Origin of the sequence: Arthrobacter globiformis (assembly GCF_030815865.1) — a bacterium.
GTDB classification, from domain to species: Bacteria; Actinomycetota; Actinomycetes; order Actinomycetales; family Micrococcaceae; genus Arthrobacter; species Arthrobacter globiformis_B.
Map to the genome: position 1 here is coordinate 4,841,236 of NZ_JAUSXI010000001.1, position 18,514 is coordinate 4,859,749.

At 66.8% G+C, this 18,514-nt stretch carries 18 protein-coding genes; 14 read left to right on the forward strand and 4 right to left on the reverse strand.

What is annotated here, in order from left to right:
• Window positions 1-131: 131 nt before the first annotated feature.
• Window positions 132-2,153 (reverse strand): ABC transporter ATP-binding protein, encoded by a 2,022-nt coding sequence (locus tag QFZ33_RS22645; RefSeq protein WP_307031190.1) that lies wholly within the window; start codon window positions 2,151-2,153, stop codon window positions 132-134.
• Window positions 2,150-3,901 (reverse strand): ABC transporter ATP-binding protein, encoded by a 1,752-nt coding sequence (locus QFZ33_RS22650; protein WP_307031192.1) that lies wholly within the window; start codon window positions 3,899-3,901, stop codon window positions 2,150-2,152. The genes QFZ33_RS22645 and QFZ33_RS22650 overlap by 4 nt, the downstream gene beginning before the upstream one ends.
• 133 nt (window positions 3,902-4,034) lie before the next feature.
• Here QFZ33_RS22650 and QFZ33_RS22655 point away from each other — a divergent pair, with 133 nt between their 5' ends.
• The 5 genes from QFZ33_RS22655 (at window position 4,035) to QFZ33_RS22675 (ending at window position 8,157) form a co-directional block, all read left to right on the forward strand.
• Complete coding sequence (locus QFZ33_RS22655) at window positions 4,035-4,529, forward strand: hypothetical protein (protein ID WP_307031194.1); 495 nt, start codon at window positions 4,035-4,037, stop codon at window positions 4,527-4,529.
• Window positions 4,526-5,044, forward strand: a complete 519-nt coding sequence (locus tag QFZ33_RS22660; RefSeq protein WP_307031196.1) for a YbaK/EbsC family protein — start codon at window positions 4,526-4,528, stop codon at window positions 5,042-5,044. Before QFZ33_RS22655 ends, QFZ33_RS22660 begins: the two co-directional genes overlap by 4 nt.
• A 121-nt stretch (window positions 5,045-5,165) precedes the next feature.
• Window positions 5,166-6,014, forward strand: a complete 849-nt coding sequence (locus QFZ33_RS22665) for a PhzF family phenazine biosynthesis protein (RefSeq protein WP_307031198.1) — start codon at window positions 5,166-5,168, stop codon at window positions 6,012-6,014.
• A gap of 330 nt (window positions 6,015-6,344) precedes the next feature.
• On the forward strand, window positions 6,345-6,926 hold the full coding sequence (locus QFZ33_RS22670; protein ID WP_307031200.1) for an AAA family ATPase: 582 nt from the start codon (window positions 6,345-6,347) through the stop codon (window positions 6,924-6,926).
• Window positions 6,927-7,197: 271 nt separating this feature from the next.
• Window positions 7,198-8,157: an SRPBCC family protein gene (locus QFZ33_RS22675; RefSeq protein ID WP_307031202.1), complete on the forward strand. Its 960-nt coding sequence runs from the start codon at window positions 7,198-7,200 to the stop codon at window positions 8,155-8,157.
• Window positions 8,158-8,303: 146 nt separating this feature from the next.
• Here QFZ33_RS22675 and QFZ33_RS22680 read toward each other — a convergent pair whose 3' ends face one another.
• Window positions 8,304-8,510 carry a hypothetical protein gene (locus QFZ33_RS22680; RefSeq protein WP_307031204.1) on the reverse strand — a complete coding sequence of 69 codons (207 nt, stop codon included), beginning with the start codon at window positions 8,508-8,510 and terminating at the stop codon, window positions 8,304-8,306.
• A gap of 256 nt (window positions 8,511-8,766) precedes the next feature.
• Between QFZ33_RS22680 and QFZ33_RS22685 the strand changes: the two genes are divergently transcribed.
• The 9 genes from QFZ33_RS22685 to bcp all read left to right on the forward strand — a co-directional run bounded on the left by QFZ33_RS22685 (window position 8,767) and on the right by bcp (window position 17,480).
• The gene (locus QFZ33_RS22685) at window positions 8,767-9,081 is read left to right on the forward strand and encodes an ArsR/SmtB family transcription factor (protein WP_307031206.1); all 315 of its coding nucleotides are present in this window, start codon (window positions 8,767-8,769) and stop codon (window positions 9,079-9,081) included.
• The gene (locus QFZ33_RS22690; protein WP_307031208.1) at window positions 9,078-9,491 is read left to right on the forward strand and encodes an SRPBCC family protein; all 414 of its coding nucleotides are present in this window, start codon (window positions 9,078-9,080) and stop codon (window positions 9,489-9,491) included. Before QFZ33_RS22685 ends, QFZ33_RS22690 begins: the two co-directional genes overlap by 4 nt.
• Before the next feature lie 257 nt (window positions 9,492-9,748).
• A complete protein-coding gene (locus tag QFZ33_RS22695) occupies window positions 9,749-10,549 on the forward strand; it encodes a hydroxypyruvate isomerase family protein (RefSeq protein WP_307031210.1) in 801 nt (266 codons plus the stop codon).
• Window positions 10,550-10,702: 153 nt separating this feature from the next.
• Entirely contained in the window at window positions 10,703-11,581 is an 879-nt protein-coding gene (locus QFZ33_RS22700) for a 2-hydroxy-3-oxopropionate reductase (RefSeq protein WP_307031212.1), read from the forward strand.
• A 194-nt stretch (window positions 11,582-11,775) separates the two neighbouring features.
• Window positions 11,776-13,554 (forward strand): glyoxylate carboligase, encoded by a 1,779-nt coding sequence (gene gcl / locus QFZ33_RS22705; protein ID WP_307031214.1) that lies wholly within the window; start codon window positions 11,776-11,778, stop codon window positions 13,552-13,554.
• 56 nt (window positions 13,555-13,610) lie between these two features.
• Window positions 13,611-14,822: a glycerate kinase gene (locus tag QFZ33_RS22710; RefSeq protein ID WP_307031215.1), complete on the forward strand. Its 1,212-nt coding sequence runs from the start codon at window positions 13,611-13,613 to the stop codon at window positions 14,820-14,822.
• Complete coding sequence (allB, locus tag QFZ33_RS22715; RefSeq protein ID WP_307031217.1) at window positions 14,815-16,158, forward strand: allantoinase AllB; 1,344 nt, start codon at window positions 14,815-14,817, stop codon at window positions 16,156-16,158. The genes QFZ33_RS22710 and allB overlap by 8 nt, the downstream gene beginning before the upstream one ends.
• 10 nt (window positions 16,159-16,168) lie before the next feature.
• Window positions 16,169-16,915 (forward strand): winged helix-turn-helix domain-containing protein, encoded by a 747-nt coding sequence (locus QFZ33_RS22720; protein ID WP_307031219.1) that lies wholly within the window; start codon window positions 16,169-16,171, stop codon window positions 16,913-16,915.
• A gap of 85 nt (window positions 16,916-17,000) precedes the next feature.
• Window positions 17,001-17,480, forward strand: a complete 480-nt coding sequence (gene bcp, locus QFZ33_RS22725) for a thioredoxin-dependent thiol peroxidase (protein WP_307031221.1) — start codon at window positions 17,001-17,003, stop codon at window positions 17,478-17,480.
• Between the two features lie 132 nt (window positions 17,481-17,612).
• Here bcp and purU read toward each other — a convergent pair whose 3' ends face one another.
• Window positions 17,613-18,512 (reverse strand): formyltetrahydrofolate deformylase, encoded by a 900-nt coding sequence (gene purU / locus QFZ33_RS22730; protein WP_307031223.1) that lies wholly within the window; start codon window positions 18,510-18,512, stop codon window positions 17,613-17,615.
• Window positions 18,513-18,514: the final 2 nt, after the last annotated feature.

The following is an 18,514-nucleotide window of genomic DNA, read 5'->3' on the forward strand; positions in this document are numbered from 1 at the left end:
GGAGCGGCTGCTGAGCGGCCCGGGAAGATGGGGGAGGTGCTGACTAGTGCTCCAGCAGGACCCTTGGCCCCATCAGACACTTGTGCCCCGACATGCCAGGGCCACAAGTGTCCCTTCGTGCTCAAAGCCCCTCAAACCTCAGCCGCCGGCGCCGCGAACTGCGCCTCGTACAGGCGCGCATACGCCCCGCCCGAAGAAAGCAAAGAAGTGTGGGTGCCCTGCTCCACGATCTGCCCGGCCTCCATCACCAGGATGAGGTCGGCGTCGCGGATCGTGGAGAGGCGGTGCGCGATCACGAAGCTCGTCCGGTCGCTCCGAAGCGCGCTCATCGCCTTCTGCACCAGCAGCTCAGTGCGGGTATCCACCGAGCTCGTCGCCTCGTCCAGGATCAGCACCGACGGCCGGGACAGGAATGCCCGGGCAATCGTCAGTAGCTGCTTCTCCCCCGCCGAGACGTTGGAGCCCTCGTCCTCGAGCACCGTGTCGTACCCCTCCGGCAGCGCACGCACGAACCGGTCCACGTACGTCGCCTGCGCCGCCTCCATGATCTCCTCCTCCGACGCCGAGGGCCGGCCGTACGCGATGTTGTCCCGGATGGTCCCGCCGAACAGCCACGTATCCTGCAGCACCATCCCCATCCGCGAGCGCAGCTCCCGCCGCGGGACGGAGGTGACGTCCACGCCGTCGAGCGTTATCCGGCCCGCATCCAGCTCGTAGAACCGCATCATCAGGTTCACCAGGGTGGTCTTGCCGGCCCCCGTGGGTCCGACGATCGCCACCGTCTGCCCCGGTTCCGCCACCAGGCTGAGGTCCGTGATCAGCGGTTTGTCGGATGAGTAGGAGAACGAGACGTTCTCGAACACCAGCCGGCCCCGCCCGCCGTCGGGAGCAGAACCAGCAGCCTCAGGGGACTGCTCCTCCTCATCCAGCAGCTCGAACACCCGCTCCGCCGACGCCACCCCGGACTGCAGCAGGTTGGCCATCGAGCCCAGCTGGGCCAGCGGCTGCGTGAACTGCCGCGAGTACTGGATGAACGCCTGCACGTCGCCCAGCTGCATGGCCCCGGACGCCACCTGAAGCGCGCCCACCACGGCGACCCCCACGTACACCAGGTTCCCGATAAACGTCAGCGCCGGCATGATCAGGCCGGAAATGAACTGCGCCCCGAAGCTCGCATCGAACAGCTCGGCGTTCTTCTGCCGGAACCGTTCCTCCACCTCCCGCTGCCGGCCGAACACCTTCACCAGCGCGTGCCCCGTGTAGGTCTCCTCGATCTGCCCGTTCAACTCCCCCGTGTGCTTCCATTGCGCCACGAACAGCTTCTGCGAACGCTTGGCGATCAGCGCCGTCGTCACCAGCGTCAGCGGCACCGTCACCAGCGCAATCAGCGCCAGCACCGGCGAGAGCAGGAACATCATCACCAGCACGCCCGCCACTGTCAGCAGCGACGTGACCGCCTGGGAGATGGACTGCTGCAGGCTCTGGGAGATGTTGTCCACGTCGTTCGTCACCCGGCTGAGCAGCTCGCCGCGCTGGATGGAGTCGAAGTACCGCAGCGGCAGCCGGTGGATCTTGGCCTCGATCCGCTCCCGCAGCCGGTACACGGTCCGCTGCACCACGCCGTTCAGCACATACGCCTGGATCCAGCCGAACGCCGACGCCAGCACATACAGCGCCAGCGCCCACAGCAGCACGTTCGCCAGCGCCGCGAAGTCGATCCCCTTGCCCGGCGTCAGCGTCATCGCCCCGATCATGTCCGCCTGCGCGTTCTGCCCGGACGCCCGCAGCCCGGCGATCACCTCTTCCTTGCTCGCCCCGGCCGGCAGGTTCTTGGACACGACGCCGGCGAAGATCAGGTTGGTGCCCTCGCCCAGCAGCCGCGGCCCGGTCACCGAGAACGCCACGCTTACGACGGCGAGCGCCAGTACCAGCGCCAGCCACGCCCGCTCGGGGCGCAGCTCCCCCAGCAGCCGCCGGGCCGACGGCCCGAAGTTCAGCGCCTTCTCCGCCGGGACGTTCATCCCGGCAAACGGTCCGCCGCGTCCCGGTCCGCCCGTGGGCCGGGGAATGCGTACGACGGCGGACTGCTGGGTTCCGGGGGCAGCGCCGGTTCCGGTCTGCTCGGCTCGCTGGGCCCGGCTCGACGTGCTCATGCCGCCTCCTCCGCCGCCAGCTGCGAGGACACGATTTCGCGGTATGTCTCCGAACTCTCCAGCAACTCACTGTGCGTTCCGCGCCCGACGATCCTGCCGCCGTCGAGCACCAAAATCTGGTCCGCGTCCACGATGCTGGAGACCCGCTGGGCGATGATCACCAGCGTGGCGCCAGCGGTGTCCCGGTGCAGCGCCCGCCGGAGCCGGGCGTCCGTGGCGGTGTCCAGCGAGGAAAACGAGTCGTCAAAGATGTACAGCTCGGGCCGCTTTATCAGCGCCCGGGCGATCGCCAGCCGCTGCCGCTGCCCGCCGGACACGTTCGTGCCGCCCTGTGAGACGGGTGCGTCCAGGCCGCCCTCCATCTCCCGCACAAAGTCCTCGGCCTGGGCGGTGGCCAGCGCGTGCCACAGCTCCTCCTCGGTGGCATCCGGCTTGCCGTACAGCAGGTTGCTCCGCACGGTTCCGGAAAACAGGTACGGCCGCTGCGGCACCAGTCCGATGTGCCCCCACAGCAGGTCAGGGTGCAGCTCCCGCACGTCCACACCGCCCATCATCACCGACCCTGAAGTGGCGTCGAACAGCCGCGGCATGAGGTTCACCAGCGTGGTTTTCCCCGACCCAGTGCTGCCGATCACCGCCGTCGTCCGCCCCGCCGGGGCCGTGAAGCTGATGCCGCTGAGGACCGGCCGCTCGGCACCCGGGTAGGCGAATCCGACGTCGCGCATTTCCAGCTCACCGCGGGCGGTGGCCCGGGAAGTATCAGCCGCGAAAACCACCGGGTTCACCGGTGGGCGCACGGACGACTCCGTCTCCAGCACCTCCCCGATCCGGTCCGCCGAGACCGCAGCGCGCGGGATCATCACGGCCATGAAGGTGGCCATCATGACGGACATCAGGATCTGCAGCAGGTAGCTGAGGAACGCCACCAGCGTGCCCACCCGCATGGAGCCGTCCTCAATCCGGAAGGATCCGAACCAGATCACCGCCACGCTGGAGACGTTGAGCACCAGCATCACCACGGGAAAGGCGAGCGCCATCAGCCGCCCGGCACGCAGCGCCGTGTCCGTCACGTCCGCGTTGGCGCCCGCGAAGCGCTCGGTCTCCAGGTCCTCGCGCACAAACGCCCGCACCACCCTGATGCCCGCCAGCTGCTCGCGGAGCACCCTGTTGACGGCGTCGATCCGCAGCTGCATCAGGCGGAACAGCGGCACCATCCGGCTAATGATCACCCCAACGCCTAAGAGCAGCGCCGGCACGCTCACCGCGATCAGCCAGGACAGCTGGGCATCCTGACGGACGGCCATCACCACGCCGCCGATGCTGAGCATGGGCGCGGCCACCATCAGAGTGGCAGACATCAGCACCAGCTGCTGGACCTGCTGGACGTCGTTGGTGGACCTGGTGATGAGGCTTGCCGGGCCAAACCGGGTGACCTCCTGCTCGGAGAACCCGCCCACCCGGGTGAAGATCGCCCCGCGCAGGTCGCGCCCCATCCCCATCGCCGCCTTGGCTCCGAAGTACACCGCCGTCACCGCGCACGCAATCTGCAGCAGGGTGATGAACAGCATGAGGCTGCCAACGCGCAGGATGTAGCCGGTGTCCCCCGTGGCCACGCCCAGGTCGATGATGTCCGCGTTCAGGGTGGGGAGATAAAGGGAGGCAATGGACTGCGCCAACTGAAAAACGACGACGGCGATCAGCAGCCGCCGTTGCGGCTGCAGGTACCGGACAAGAAGCTTCCAGAGCATCCAGGTCCACCTCGCAGCAGGTCCTCGAAGTGATGGAAAGGCCAGTGTACGTCCCGCGGCTCGGGGCAGCCTGTAAGCTGAGGCCGTCGCCGGATTTCCGGAAACGCGGCAATTGAACACCGCAAATTGAAGAATGGGGACTTCATTGGGCGATCAGCAGTTGGACTTTCGCGAGCCCGGAAACATTGGGCCGGTAAACATACCGCAGGCTGTCCGGCTCGCGGCCGCCTGCTGGGTGGCCAGCGCCGTGGTGGCCGGCATGATGCCCGTCATCCTGGAGGTGGCCGGAATCGACTTCGGCCAGTCGATCCCGGACTGGGCGGTGCCCTATCTCGTGGCGTTCGCCGTCCCGCTGACCGCCCTGCAGGTATTGGCGGCCCAGCATTTGCTGCACGGCGCGCGCTGGGCCCGCAGTCTCCTGACCATCGCCGCCGCCCTGTCGGCACTCGGCGCACCCGTCGACCTCAACGCTTTGATCCTTGCCGGCCTGGTGCTGACGCTGTCGGGTGCCACGCTCATGTGGCTGCCTGCGGCCAACCAGTTCTTCCTGCTGCGCCGGAACGTGCCGGCCTATTCGGTACCTGCCGTTGCTGGTCCGGACCCCGCCCTCGAAGGAGAACTTCTGTGAGTGACACGCTCCTGTTGCCTCCCGTGGCTAATGCTCTGGCGGCCCATGGCGTGGCCCACGAGGTCCTCGAGTGCTCGCCGGAGCTGGCGGACACAGCGGAGTTCTGCGCCCACTACGGCTTCAGCCTGGAGCAGGCGGCCAACACCATCCTGGTTGGCTCCAAGAAGATTGACCCGCCACGGTATGCGGTGTGCGTGGTCCTGGGCACCACCCGGCTGGACGTGAACCGATCCGTCCGCGCCCTTCTCGACGTCAAGCGCGCCTCCTTCGCCGACGCCGAGACCACCACCGCGCTGACCGGCATGCTGGTGGGCGGCGTCACCGTGCCCGGCATTGAGGGACTGCCAGTGTACGTGGACCGGTCCGTGATGGACGTGCCCCGGGTTGTCATGGGCGGCGGCAACAGATCCAGCAAGATCGTCCTCGACCCCGCCGAGCTCCTCAAGTTGCCGGGAGTCGAGGTGGTGGACGGGCTCGCCACACCGCGGGAACCTGCCGAGGTGCCGGGCGACTGAAGCGGTTCGGCAGGGCCACTTTCCTGAATTGGCTCTGGTGCGCGCCCCGGCAGGCTGCCTACCGTGGTTGGGAACTCCACGTGAGTTCCAACCGAAGTTGAATTTCCACAGAAGGACCAGCATGGCCGCCAACGTGAACGATTATCCCTTTTCGCAGGTCGACGTCTTTGCCCCCGGGCCCAAGGCCGGCAACCCGGTCGCCGTCGTCCATGACGCCGACGGCCTGTCAGACGAGCAGATGCAAAGTTTCGCCAACTGGACCAACCTCTCGGAAACCACGTTCCTGCTGAAGCCGACGCAACCGGAGGCGGACTACCGGCTCCGGATCTTCACGCCGGCGTCCGAGCTTCCCTTCGCCGGCCACCCGACGCTCGGCTCCGCGCACGCGTGGCTGGAGAACGGCGGCCAGCCGCAGCACCCAGGAGAACTCGTACAGGAATGCGAGGTGGGGCTCGTCAAGATCAGCCAAACGGCCGACGAACAGTTCTTCGAGGCCCCGCCGCTGCGCCGTTCCGGTCCGGTGGAAGCTGAGGTGCTGGAGCAGGCCATCGCCAGCCTGGGCATCACGCCCGAGCAGGTCCTGGACAGCAACTGGGTGGACAACGGCCCGGGCTGGATCGGCATCCGGCTGGCCTCGGCCCGGCAGGTGTTGGACCTGACGCCGGACTTCGTCACCATGGCCAAGCTGAACGTGGGCGTCATCGGTGCTTACGGGGACGGCGGCCCGGCGGATTTCGAGGTGCGCGGCTTCGTTCCCGGCCTCGCAGTCCCCGAAGACCCGGTTACCGGCAGCCTGAACGCAGGCCTTGCCCAGTGGCTGATCGGCTCAGGAGTGGCGGAGGGCAACTACACCGTCAGCCAGGGCACGGTCCTGGGCCGCGGCGGCCTGGTCACCATCACCACAGAGGGCGACAGCATATGGGTCGGCGGCACCAGCCGCACGGTCATCCGGGGCAGCGTCTCCCTGTAGTCCCACCCTCGGTTCGACGAAACATGCCAGGGACGGGCCGGTGCCCCATTGCGCCTGCCCGTCCGAGTCCATTGTGTTTCTTGGCTGATCTTCATGTGGGTCTTTTGCGGGGCCGCGGCGCTTCTGCACGGCCCCTGGGAAATACTGTCCCTCGGCAGGCTCAAGCCTGGCGCAACATTCCGGCAGGATCGCCGCAAGTTCCGGCAGGTGCCGCCGTCGGCCGATCAGGGCTGTGGGCCGGCTGGGAACTGGGCAACAAGTGATCTGCGCCTCAAAGCCGAAACACTGGCCGACCCCCAGCCGTTGGACAGGGAGACGGAAGGAGGCCACATGCTCATTGTTCTGACAGGAATCGACGGTTCGGGAAAAACGACGGCGGCCCGTTCCCTGGTTGCGGCGGCCCGCGCGAAGGGCAGCAAGGCACTTCTGCTGAGCAACTATGCAGGCCGGCGGCGCATGTCCCTACTCAGCGCCAGGCTCGGCATCCACCTGCCTGCCCGGCTGGCCGACGCGGCGGAAACCACCATGCGCGTATTCAATGTGCTGGTGTCCACTGGCCGGGCAACCCGCTTCGAGGGGCTGGTTGTTATGGACCGCCACCTCCACTGCCAGCTGGCATTGCGCGAGGCAAGGGGCCAGCGCCGCGGACGCTTTCTCCCCTGGCTGCTCCGCACTCTTCCGGCCCCGGACCTGGTCCTTCACCTGGACGTGAATCCCGCAGAGGCGCACCAGCGGATCCTGGTGCGCGGCACGGACGAGGAGTCCGTGGCCGATCTGACCGCCCTGCGGAACGCCTACCGTGCACTTCCCGAGTACGCGGACATGGTGGAGATCTACGCCGGCGGGCCGCCGGCGCGCGTGCTCACCAGGCTGCTCGACGCGGTCGATTCACAACGGCAACTCAAGGTTTAGTCAAGAATTTCCGAAACAGCCGAATACGCCTTCCCTGAAGCCCATCCGGCTGTACATTAGTGCCAGCTCTCCCCTTTCCCCCCAAATCGGAGCGCTGGAAGCCTCCGCGCTGGAGTCGTTTGATTCGCGCGGAGGCTTCCCCTTTTTCACTGCGTAACCACGCTCCGGGCACTACCTGCTCTGGCCACGCTCCGCCGTCGACGATATAGTAAGCATGCTGATGACTTCGGATACCGGACCATCATCTGTTCACTTCGACGAAGGAGACACTATGAGCACGAGGGTTGAGAAGCGCATTCTGGTGAACGTGCCGGTCAGCACGGCATACAACCAGTGGACCCAGTTCGAAGACTTCCCGCACTTCATGGGCGGCGTCAAAAAAGTGACCCAACTCAGCGACGACCGCCTCGAATGGGTTGCCGAGATCGCCGGCGTGAAGCGCAAGTGGGAGGCGCGGATCCTCGAACAGAAGCCGGACCAGAAGGTTGCCTGGGCGGCCACTGAGGGTGCCACCAACGCAGGCTCGGTGGAGTTTGAAGACGTGGGCGGCGGCCAGACCTCCATCAAGCTGTTCATCGACTACGAACCCGAAGGGATCGTGGAGAAGATCGGCGACAAGCTCCACGTCGTGGAGCACCAGGCCGAGGCCGACCTAAAGAAGTTCAAGGCATTCATCGAGGACGAAGGCTACGCCAGCGGCGCCTGGCGGGGCGCGGTCAACGAAGGCGGCTCGGTGGGCACCCCGGGCGTTGAGCACGCTGCCGGATCGCTCGGCGACAGCGGCAAGGCCGGCGTCTCCGGCAAGATGGCGGCAGCTGCCGGAGTAGCCGCCGCAGCAGGCGCGGCGGCGGCAGTTGCAGCGGGCGGCAAGGACAAGGACGCAGACACTGTGTATGTCGTCGACGAGACCGTCACCCCGGTGGTCCCCGAGTACACCGAAACCACCGTTGTTACCGACACGACCGATACCCCCGGCTTCGCCGGCGGAACTGCGGCGGACACCGTTACCGGCGGAGCTGTCGCCGGTGGAACTGCGGCAGGCACCGGCTCGGCACTGACGGACGAGAGCATCGCCCATCCCTTCGACCAGACCAACGGCTTGATCGATGACGAAGGCGACTCGGACGAGACGGCTGCAAGCGACACTCGAAGCGCGGCAAACCGGGCCGAATGGGAAGAAGGCGGCCCGGGCACGGTTCCGCCCCTGGGCGGCACCAGCGGCCAGCACTAACGCCGGCCTCCACTGAGAACGCAAGTGCCGCCGTCGGGGTTATTGGTTAGATAGCGGCACGCCCAACTTGTAACTGAACAGCAATCACGGCGGCATCGGAATGGTGTCGCCGTGATTGCTGTTTCGTGTAGTTTCGGGCGGGGCTGTCAGAGGGCCGAGTCCGGTGCGCCGGCTGACTTGTTGCGGGTTTCCATCAGGTGCAGCTGCAGTTTCGCTTCTGCTTCCCGGCGCCGTTTGGCCCGCTCGCGCATCTGCCGTGTTGCCTCGGAGCCCTCGGAGTGGATAAATCCGGCCGTTCGATTGCGGGGAGCGCCACTGCCGGAGGGTGCCGCCGCCATAAGTTCTTCGCTCATGCCCCATGGTCACATGGGCGTGACCTTGCGGGAAGAGCCGTAACCGGATCGGAACCTGGCGGCATTCATAAGGGCCGGCGGCGTTTGGGAAGGCGCCCCGGGCTCGTAAGGATCGCTCTCCGGGGCTCTTGCCGTCGGCCCCACCTTTATTTTACGAGCCCGGAGCCCCATGAAACAGGGGTTTTTCGGTTTCTGGTCACCGAAATGCCCGCCAACCACTTAGAAGCGCCAGGCGACCCGGCAAATCTGCACCGGCGTGCTTCCCGACATCTTCGGCGCCCTGGCCAACCCGGCACGGCGCACCATCCTCGACGAGCTCCGGAACGGGCCGCGGACAGCGGGCGACCTCACGAACCTGCTCGAGCAGAGCCGCTCCGCTGCGTCGGAACACCTGGCCGTGCTCCGCGAGACCGGACTCGTCCGGGAAGAGCGGCACGGAAGGCACCGGGTATATCACCTTGAGGCCACCGGCCTGGCCGAGGTGGGCGGCTGGCTGAAGCATTACGAGCACTACTGGAACCGGCGCCTCGATACGCTAGGCAACCTACTGGACGAGGAGAACCCATCATGACCGACAATACGATCCGCCTCACACGCCACTTCCCGCACTCACCCGAGGCATTATGGAAGGCGCTCACGACGCCGGACCTGCTCTCCCGCTGGTGGGCACCCGGGGACATCGCCCCCACCGTCGGCCACCGTTTCACCCTGGACATGGGCGCCTGGGGCCAGCAGCAGTGCGAAGTCCTCAGCGTCGATCCCGGCACCTCGATCAGCTTTCTGTTTGCCGAAGGCGGCTTGGACACAACCATCACTTGGACGCTTGAAACTGTCGAAGACGGCACAGTCCTGCACCTTGAGCACGCGGGCTTCAAGCTCGATACGCCGATGGGCCAGCAGGCCTTCCAGGGCATGGGCAACGGCTGGCCCGGAGTGCTGTCCCGGATTGATGGCGTCCTCGTCGACGCCGCGCGGGCGTAACGCTCCAGGTCGAAACACAGACCTCAAACAGCAGGAAGGGCCGGCACCTCGGGTGCCGGCCCTTCCTGCGCTTCCATGCGGCTGCAGAACTGCCATCGCCGGCGTTGGCCATTCACGCTGACCGCTCCCCTTGACTACCCGGCCACCCCTTCCCTACACTTTTCATAAAGCAGAATCTAAATTCCACGAAGCGGAAACGGTATGAATGCCGAGAAGCAGGGAAGATAGATCAAAGCCCCTCCCCGGAAGGACCTACGATGACGTACACAGTGAACTGCTCCATCCTCCTGACGGAGCTGCCCCTGCTCGAGCGCCCCGCAGCCGCGAAGGCGGCCGGTTTTGACGGCGTCGAGTTCTGGTGGCCCTTCGAGAACTCAGTCCCTTCCGACGCCGAGACCACGGCTTTCGAGCGCGCCATCACCGACGCCGGCGTCCAGCTCTCCGGCCTGAACTTCAACGCCGGCAACATGCCCGGCGGTGACCGCGGCCTGGTGTCGTGGAAGGGACGCTGCTCCGAGTTCAAGGACAACATCGACGTCGTCGCCGGCATCGGCGAGCGCCTCGGCTGCACGGCTTTCAACGCTCTCTACGGCAACCGCCAGGAGGAATTCAGCCCTGAGGAGCAGGACGAACTGGCGGCCAAGAACCTGGCCGCTGCTGCCGAGGGCGTGGCCCGCATCGGCGGCACCGTCCTCCTCGAACCCGTCAGCGGAGCCCCGCGCTACCCGCTCCTGAAGGCCCAGGACGCGCTCGACGTGATCGCCAGGGTCAAGGCAGAATCCGGCGCCCAGAACATCAAACTGCTCGCGGACTTCTATCACCTGGCCGTCAACGGGGACGACGTCGCCGCCGTCATCGAAAACCACGCCAAGGACTTCGGCCACATCCAGATTGCCGACAACCCCGGCCGCGGGGCTCCCGGAACCGGCGAGCTTCCCCTCGGCGAGTGGATCGCCCGCAGCCGCGAACTCGGCTACGACGGCTACATCGGCCTCGAGTACAAGGAACCGCAGGAAACCGCCTTCAGCTGGGCCATCCGCGAACACGCCGCCCAGTAGCCGGAACCGCTGATCGAGCTTGTCGTGATCCTGGTTTCGACAAGCTCAACCACCGGAGGTTCGGGCTCAACCACCGTGGTTTCGGCAAGCTCAACCACCTGGGTTTCAAGCTCTACCACCGCACCACCCAAAGACTTCAGAAAGAGAACCATCATGAGCAACGTTGCAGTCATCGGACTCGGAATCATGGGCCTGCCCATGGCCATCAACCTCGTCAAGGCCGGCCACACCGTCACCGGCTTCAACCGTAGCCAGGACAAGATCGACAAGCTCGTCTCCGAAGGGGGCCAGGGCGCCTCCAGCATCGCGGACGCCGTCAAGGACGCCGAGGTCGTCATCACCATGGTGCCGGACTCCCCCGACGTCGAAGGCGTCGTCAGCGGCCCGGACGGCGTGTTCGCCAATGCGAAGCAGGGCGCCCTCTGGATCGACGCGTCGAGCATCCGCCCGGACGTCGCCAAGCGCCTGTCCGATGACGCCGTCGCGGCCGGTATCCGCCCGCTCGACGCTCCGGTTTCCGGCGGCGAACAGGGTGCCATCGACGCCGTCCTGTCCATCATGGTCGGCGGCGACAAGGCAGACTTCGAGGCAGCCCAGGACGTCCTGAACGCCGTCGGCAAAACCATCGTCCACGTCGGCCCCTCCGGCTCCGGCCAGACCGTCAAGGCTGCGAACCAGCTGATCGTCGCCGTCAACATCGAGGTCCTCGGTGAAGCCATCGCGTTCCTTGAGGCCTACGGCGTGGACACCGACGCCGCCCTCAAGGTCCTCGGCGGCGGCCTGGCCGGTTCCAAGGTCCTCGACCAGAAGGGCCAGAAGATGCTGGACCGCAACTTCGACCCCGGCTTCCGCCTCGCCCTCCACCACAAGGACCTAGGCATTGTCACCTCCGCCGCCCGCGAAGCCAACGTCTCCATCCCGCTCGGCGCCGTCGTCGCCCAGCTCGTCGCCGCCACCGTCAACCAGGGCGACGGCGGCCTCGACCACTCGGGACTCTTCAAGCAGGTCCTCCAGCTCAGCGGCCGGGAGTAAGCACTTCCGCTGATCGAGCTTGTCGAGATCAAGGGTTTCGACAAGCTCGGTTTCGACAAGCTCAACCAGCGGCTCGGTTTCGACAAGCTCAACCAGCGGCTCGGCTTCGACAAGCTCAACCACCGACTTTTATGGGCCCGGCCACCGGGCCTTCCTTCAGCACACCCAAAACACGGACTTTTTAGGAGCACACCATGACCAAGATGCGCACCGTAGACGCTGCCGTCGCAATCCTGGAAAAGGAGGGCGCCACCGAGGCGTTCGGCCTGCCAGGCGCGGCGATCAACCCGTTCTACTCCGCAATGCGGGCCCACGGCGGTATCCGCCACACCCTGGCCCGCCACGTTGAAGGCGCCAGCCACATGGCTGACGGCTACTCCCGCGCAGCAGACGGCAACATCGGCATCTGCATCGGCACCTCCGGCCCAGCCGGCACCGACATGATCACCGGCCTGTACGCCGCGTGGGCCGATTCCATCCCGATGCTCTGCATCACCGGCCAGGCACCCGTTGCCAAGCTGCACAAGGAAGACTTCCAGGCCGTGGACATCGAGTCCATCGCCAAGCCCGTCACCAAGATGGCCATGACCATCCTGGAGCCCGGCCAGGTTCCCGGCGCCTTCCAGAAGGCCTTCCAGCTGATGCGCTCCGGCCGCCCCGGCCCGGTCCTGCTGGACCTGCCGATCGACGTGCAGATGACCGAGATCGAATTCGACATCGACACCTACGAACCGCTGCCCGTCGAAAAGCCCAAAGCCTCCCGCAAGCAGCTGGAGAAGGCCCTGGACATGCTGACCGCAGGCGAGCGCCCGCTGATCGTGGCCGGCGGCGGCATCATCAACGCCGGCGCCTCCGCGCAGCTTGTGGAACTGGCCGAGCTGCTGAACGTTCCCGTCATCCCCACCCTGATGGGCTGGGGCGCGATCCCGGACGACCATGAGCTGATGGCCGGCATGGTGGGCCTGCAGACCTCGCACCGCTACGGCAACGAGAACTACCTGCGCAGCGACTTCGTGATCGGCATCGGCAACCGCTGGGCCAACCGCCACACCGGCGGCCTGGACACTTACACGGCCGGCCGCAAGTTCGTGCACATCGACATCGAGCCCACCCAGATCGGCCGCGTCTTCTCCCCGGACTTCGGCATCGCCTCCGACGCCGGCGCCGCCCTCGACGGGCTGCTGGAACTGGCCCGCGAACGCCAGGCCGCCAAGACCCTGCCGGACTACACCGCTTGGGTTGCCGAGTGTGCCGAGCGCAAGGCCACCCTGCACCGCAAGACCCACTTCGACAACGTGCCAATCAAGCCGCAGCGCGTGTACGAGGAGATGAACAAGGCGTTCGGCAAGGACACAACGTACGTGTCCACCATCGGCCTGTCCCAGATCGCCGGCGCCCAGATGCTGCACGTGTTCGGCCCGCGCAAGTGGATCAACGCCGGCCAGGCAGGCCCGCTGGGCTGGACCGCCCCGGCCGCCCTCGGCGTCGTGCGCGGCAAGCCGGATGAGACCGTTGTTGCCCTGTCCGGTGACTACGACTTCCAGTTCATGATCGAGGAACTGGCCGTGGGAGCACAGTTCAACCTGCCGTACATCCACGTGGTGGTGAACAACTCCTACCTGGGCCTGATCCGCCAGTCCCAGCGCGGCTTCAAGATGGAACAGAACGTGTCCTTGGCGTTCGAGAACATCAACTCCCCCGAAACCAACGGCTACGGCGTTGACCACATCAAGGTGGCCGAGGGCCTGGGCTGCAAGGCCATCCGCGTGACCAGCCCGGAGGACATGCCGGCTGCGTTCGACAAGGCCAAGGCACTGATGGGCGAGTTCCAGGTTCCCGTGGTGGTTGAAGTGATCCTGGAAAAGATCACCAACATCTCCATGGGCCTCGAGATCAACGCCGTGAACGAGTTCGAGGAGCTGGCCGCCACCGCAGCCGACGCCCCCACCGCCATCCTGGCCCTGCAGGACTAATCCCCTGCGGGACCAATAGCCAGGCCGCACCGAAAAGTACCGAAGATAGGCAAGCAATGCGCATCGTGATCGCGCCGGACAAGTTCAAGGGTTCACTCTCCGCCCCGGACGTCGCCCGGCACCTGGAAACAGGGCTCCGGAACGGCTCCGCCACAGCGGGCCGTCCCGGCACCCCTGAGGAACTGGGCACCCTCGAGGTACTGCGGATTCCCGTGGCCGACGGCGGCGAGGGCACCCTCGACGCCGCCGTCGGCTCCGGCTTCACCCGCCGCAGCGCCGTGGTCAGCGGCCCCACCGGGCAGCCGCTGTCGGCGGAGTTCGCGGTCCGCGGCCGGGAAGCCGTAATCGAAATGGCCGCGGCTTCCGGCCTCGCTGTCCTCCCCGATTACGACGGCGGGCGGCCGGGTTCCGAAACCGCCCGCACCGCCAGCAGCGTGGGAACCGGTGAGCTGATCCGCGCGGCGCTCGATGCCGGCTGCCGGCAGATCATCCTGGGCGTCGGCGGCAGCGCCAACACCGACGGCGGCGCTGGCGTGCTGCAGGGACTCGGCGCCCGGCTGCTCGACGCCGGAGGCAACGAACTGCCCCTCGGCGGCGCCGCCCTGGCGGACCTGGCGGCCATCGACTTCTCCGGCTTCGACACCCGGCTGGAGGGGTCCCGCTTTATCCTGGCGAGCGACGTGGACAACCCGCTGCTCGGGCCGGAGGGGGCGGCGGCCATCTTCGGGCCGCAGAAGGGCGCCACCGCCGCCGACGTCGGCGAGCTGGACGCCGCCCTCGCCAACTTCGTCAAGGTCCTCGCCTCAGAGATCGGTCCGCGGGCGGTCAAAGCTGCCGGCGCACCGGGCGCCGGAGCGGCCGGCGGCGTCGGCTACGCCGCCATCGCGGCACTGGCGGCATCGCGCCGCCCGGGCATCGACGTCGTGCTTGAATTCACCCGGCTGGCGGAACGGCTGGCCGGCGCGGACCTGGTGATTACCGGCGAAGGCAGCCTCGACGAACAGAGCCTGCTCGGCAAGACGCCCATGGGCGTTGCCCGGGCAGCTGCCGAAGCCGGCGTGCCGGTGCTCGCCGTCTGCGGCCGCACCACCCTTTCGCCGGAACAGCAGCAGAGTTCAGGTTTCCGGCAGGTCTACCCTCTGACGGCGCTGGAAAGCAATGTAGAGATATGTATAGCTGAAGCAGGCCGATTGCTTGAAGAATTGGGTCAGCACATCGGCGTGCACCTGACCGACAGTGCTTACACGAAGGAGCCCCTGAATGTCTGAAGAACGCTTTGACCTGGTCATCCGGGGCCGGCGCATCCTCACCACCGCCGGAATCTCCGCCCGTGAAGTGGGCGTCCGCGGCGGCAAGATCGTCGCACTGGAACCGCTCGGCAATGGCCTCCAGGGCGCCGAGGTCATCGAACTCGCCGACGACGAAACCCTGATCCCCGGCCTGGTGGACACCCACGTCCACGTCAACGAGCCCGGCCGCACCGAGTGGGAGGGCTTCGCCTCCGCCACCCGCGCCGCTGCCGCCGGCGGCGTCACCACCATCATCGACATGCCGCTTAACTCCATCCCGCCCACCACCAACGTGGACGGCCTCAAGCTCAAGCGCGAGGTGGCCGAGGACCAGGCCTTCGTGGACGTCGGATTCTGGGGCGGCGCGATCCCCGGGAACAAGGCCGACCTGCGCCCGCTGCACGACGAGGGCGTCTTCGGCTTCAAGTGCTTCCTGCTGCATTCCGGTGTGGACGAGTTTCCGCACCTGGAAGCGGACGAGATGGAGGAGGACATGCGCGAGCTGAAGTCCTTCGACTCCCTCATGATCGTCCATGCCGAGGACTCGCACGCGATCGACCACGCGCCCCACCCCGGCGGCGCACACTACTCCACGTTCCTCGCCTCCCGGCCCCGCGGCGCCGAGAACAAGGCCATCGCCGAGGTGATCGAGCGCGCCCGCTGGACCGGCGCCCGCGCCCATATCCTGCACCTCTCGTCGTCGGACGCACTGCCCATGATCGCTTCGGCAAAGCGCGACGGCGTGCACCTCACCGTGGAGACCTGCCCGCACTACCTCACGCTCATGGCCGAGGAAATCCCCGACGGCGCCACCGCGTACAAGTGCTGCCCGCCCATCCGCGAGGCCTCCAACCGCGAGCTCCTCTGGCAGGGCCTGCAGGACGGCACCATCGACTGCATCGTTTCGGACCACTCGCCGTCGACGCTTGACCTGAAGGATCTGGAAAACGGTGACTTCGCCGTGGCCTGGGGCGGCGTCTCGTCGCTGCAGCTGGGCCTGTCCCTGATCTGGACCGAGGCCAGGCACCGCGGCATCCCGCTGGAGCAGGTGGTGTCGTGGATGGCCGAGAAGCCGGCCTCCCTGGCCCGCCTCTCCAACAAGGGCCAGCTGGCCCTGGGGTACGACGCCGACTTCTCCGTCTTCGCCCAGGACGAGGCCTTCGTGGTGGACGTGTCCAAGCTCAAGCACAAGAACCCCATCACCCCGTACGACGGCAAGGCGCTCTCCGGCGTAGTCCGCCGCACGTACCTGCGCGGCAACGTGGTTGACGGCCAGACCCCCGGCGGCAAGCTGATCCGCCGCGGCGGCATCTGAGGACCGCGCGGTGGCTGTGCATGCCCATTCACCGCGCGGCTCTTCGGCGCCGTGGGGCGCCGGCCCTGGAACTGCCAGTGCCCGCGGGACCGCCAAGGCCCGCGGCCTGGCCGTCTGGGTAGCTCCGCCCGAAGGCCAGGACATCGACCCCGAAGTCCTGGCCCGGGCCGCCGAGCTGCTGCTGGCGCGGGCCCTTCGATTTGCTCCGGAGGCGGAAGTCCACTGGCCCGCCGCCCGAGCTGCAACTTCCGCCGCCGGGACGCACCCAGGCACGCCCCCAGGGGAGGGGGAACCCAATGGTGCGCCCGACGGCGGAACTCCCGTGCCGCCGTCGTCCTCCCTGGAGGATTCCCTGCAACCGGACTCCTCGGAACTGGAGTCCGCCGAAACGGACGACGGCGGCGCACCCCACCTCGCGCCGTCGGCCGGGCACGTCAGCCGGGTGGCCGTGGACCTTTCCCGGTCCGAAGTGCTGCTGGACGGCGTGCGGGTGCCGCTGACCGGCGTCGAGTTCAAGCTGCTGCGCTACTTGGTGGAACACTGTTCACGGACCGTTGACCGGGAGGAGCTGCGGCTGTTCCTGGAGTCGTTCGACAGCCCCGGCGCCGCAACCCGTTCCATCGACGTCTATGTGGGCCGGGTCCGGCGGAAGTTGCGCGGCGGCCGGCACGCGATCGCCACGGTCCGCGGCGGCGGCTACCGCTTCATCTGCGGGCCTGCAGCCACCGTGCGCGGCCCGGCGGAATACAGTATCTAGGGCTGCTGTTATCCATATCAGTCCGATCAGTCATTGTGCTTGACCAGATTTTTCGCTCAAACCCAGATCCATCAGAAGGAATGCCATGAGCCCCAAACTGACCACCAAGCTCCAGCCCGGAACCCAGGCGCCGGACTTTACCCTGCGGGACGCTGAAGGCAAGCAGACCACGCTGGCCGACTACCGCGGCAAGAACGTCATTGTGTACTTCTACCCGGAAGCGGCCACCCCCGGCTGCACCACGGAGGCCTGCGACTTCCGCGACAACCTGGCCTCCTTCCAGGGCTCCGGCTACGCGGTGCTGGGCATCTCCCCCGACGCGCCGGAGAAGCTGGCGAACTTCACGGGCGACTTCGGGCTCACCTTCCCGCTCCTGGCTGACGAGGACCACGCGGTTGCCCTGGCCTACGGCGCCTGGGGCGAGAAGCTCATCGACGGCGAAGTCCAGGAGGGCATCGTCCGCTCCACCGTGGTCCTGGATCCCGAAGGCAAGGTCACGCTGGCCCAGTACCAGGTCAAGGCACAGGGCCACGTCCAGGCCCTCCGCGAACAGCTCGGCGTCTAACCCCCGACGCTTCCTCACCTTTCGGCGCCTAAACACAAACGCTTCCTCACCTTTCGTCGCTTAAACCGAGACGCTCCTGCATGAACTGCAGGAGCGTTTCGTTTCAAGCGGCAGGACCTGAGGAAGCGTTTCCTACTTCAGGACGACGGTCCGATTGCCGTTCAGGATGATGCGGCCTTCGCAGTGCCAGCGGACGGCGTTGCTGAGCGCCTTGCACTCGGTGTCCCGGCCGGCGGCGACCAGATCCTCGGGGCCGAAGGTGTGGTCCACCTCCACCACCTGCTGCGCGATGATCGGGCCCTCATCGAGCTCGGCGTTCACGTAGTGCGCGGTGGCGCCCACGGTTTTCACGCCGCGGGCGTAGGCCTGGTGGTACGGCTTGGCCCCCTTGAACGACGGCAGGAACGAGTGGTGGATGTTGATCGCCCTGCCATCCAGCTTCCGTGCCAGGTCGTCGCTGAGGACCTGCATGTACCGGGCCAGCACCACCAGCTCAACATCGAGCTCGTCCACGATGTCCAGCAGCCGTGCCTCCGCCTGCGGCTTGGTGGCCGCCGTGACGGGGACGTGGAAGAACGGGATGCCGTGCCACTCCACGAGTGTCTGATGGTCCGTATGGTTGGAAACCACGCCCACAACGTCGATGGGAAGCTCCCCCACCCGGGCCCGGAAAAGCAGGTCGTTGAGGCAGTGGCCGAACTTCGAGACCATGATCAGGACCTTGCGGCGGGACCCGTTCCGTTCCAGCCGCCACTTCATGTCGTACTTCTCGGCCACCGGGGTGAATCCGGCGCGGAGCTGCTCCAGCGTAGCTTCGTTGCCGTCCGAGGCGAAGTGCACACGCATGAAGAAGTGGCCTTCGGCCCGGTCGCCGAACTGCTTGTTGTCGATGATGTCGCACTCGTGTTCCAGCAGGAAGCCGGAGACGGCGTGCACGATGCCCGGGCCTTCGGGGCAGTCCAGGGTCAGCACGTGCTCGACGGCGCTGTTCGCCTGCCCGGAGGTGCGGTTCTCAGTCTGAATAGCAGTCATGG

Coding starts and splice junctions, on each gene's coding strand:
- QFZ33_RS22675 (WP_307031202.1), top strand. CDS start 7,198: ATGAGCACGAGGGTTGAGAAGCGCATTCTGGTGAACGTGCCGGTCAGC.
- QFZ33_RS22650 (WP_307031192.1), bottom strand. CDS start 3,901: ATGCTCTGGAAGCTTCTTGTCCGGTACCTGCAGCCGCAACGGCGGCTG.
- allB (WP_307031217.1), top strand. CDS start 14,815: ATGTCTGAAGAACGCTTTGACCTGGTCATCCGGGGCCGGCGCATCCTC.
- QFZ33_RS22710 (WP_307031215.1), top strand. CDS start 13,611: ATGCGCATCGTGATCGCGCCGGACAAGTTCAAGGGTTCACTCTCCGCC.
- QFZ33_RS22670 (WP_307031200.1), top strand. CDS start 6,345: ATGCTCATTGTTCTGACAGGAATCGACGGTTCGGGAAAAACGACGGCG.
- QFZ33_RS22645 (WP_307031190.1), bottom strand. CDS start 2,153: ATGAGCACGTCGAGCCGGGCCCAGCGAGCCGAGCAGACCGGAACCGGC.
- QFZ33_RS22665 (WP_307031198.1), top strand. CDS start 5,166: ATGGCCGCCAACGTGAACGATTATCCCTTTTCGCAGGTCGACGTCTTT.
- bcp (WP_307031221.1), top strand. CDS start 17,001: ATGAGCCCCAAACTGACCACCAAGCTCCAGCCCGGAACCCAGGCGCCG.
- QFZ33_RS22655 (WP_307031194.1), top strand. CDS start 4,035: ATGGGGACTTCATTGGGCGATCAGCAGTTGGACTTTCGCGAGCCCGGA.
- purU (WP_307031223.1), bottom strand. CDS start 18,512: ATGACTGCTATTCAGACTGAGAACCGCACCTCCGGGCAGGCGAACAGC.
- QFZ33_RS22680 (WP_307031204.1), bottom strand. CDS start 8,510: ATGAGCGAAGAACTTATGGCGGCGGCACCCTCCGGCAGTGGCGCTCCC.
- QFZ33_RS22695 (WP_307031210.1), top strand. CDS start 9,749: ATGACGTACACAGTGAACTGCTCCATCCTCCTGACGGAGCTGCCCCTG.
- gcl (WP_307031214.1), top strand. CDS start 11,776: ATGACCAAGATGCGCACCGTAGACGCTGCCGTCGCAATCCTGGAAAAG.
- QFZ33_RS22690 (WP_307031208.1), top strand. CDS start 9,078: ATGACCGACAATACGATCCGCCTCACACGCCACTTCCCGCACTCACCC.
- QFZ33_RS22700 (WP_307031212.1), top strand. CDS start 10,703: ATGAGCAACGTTGCAGTCATCGGACTCGGAATCATGGGCCTGCCCATG.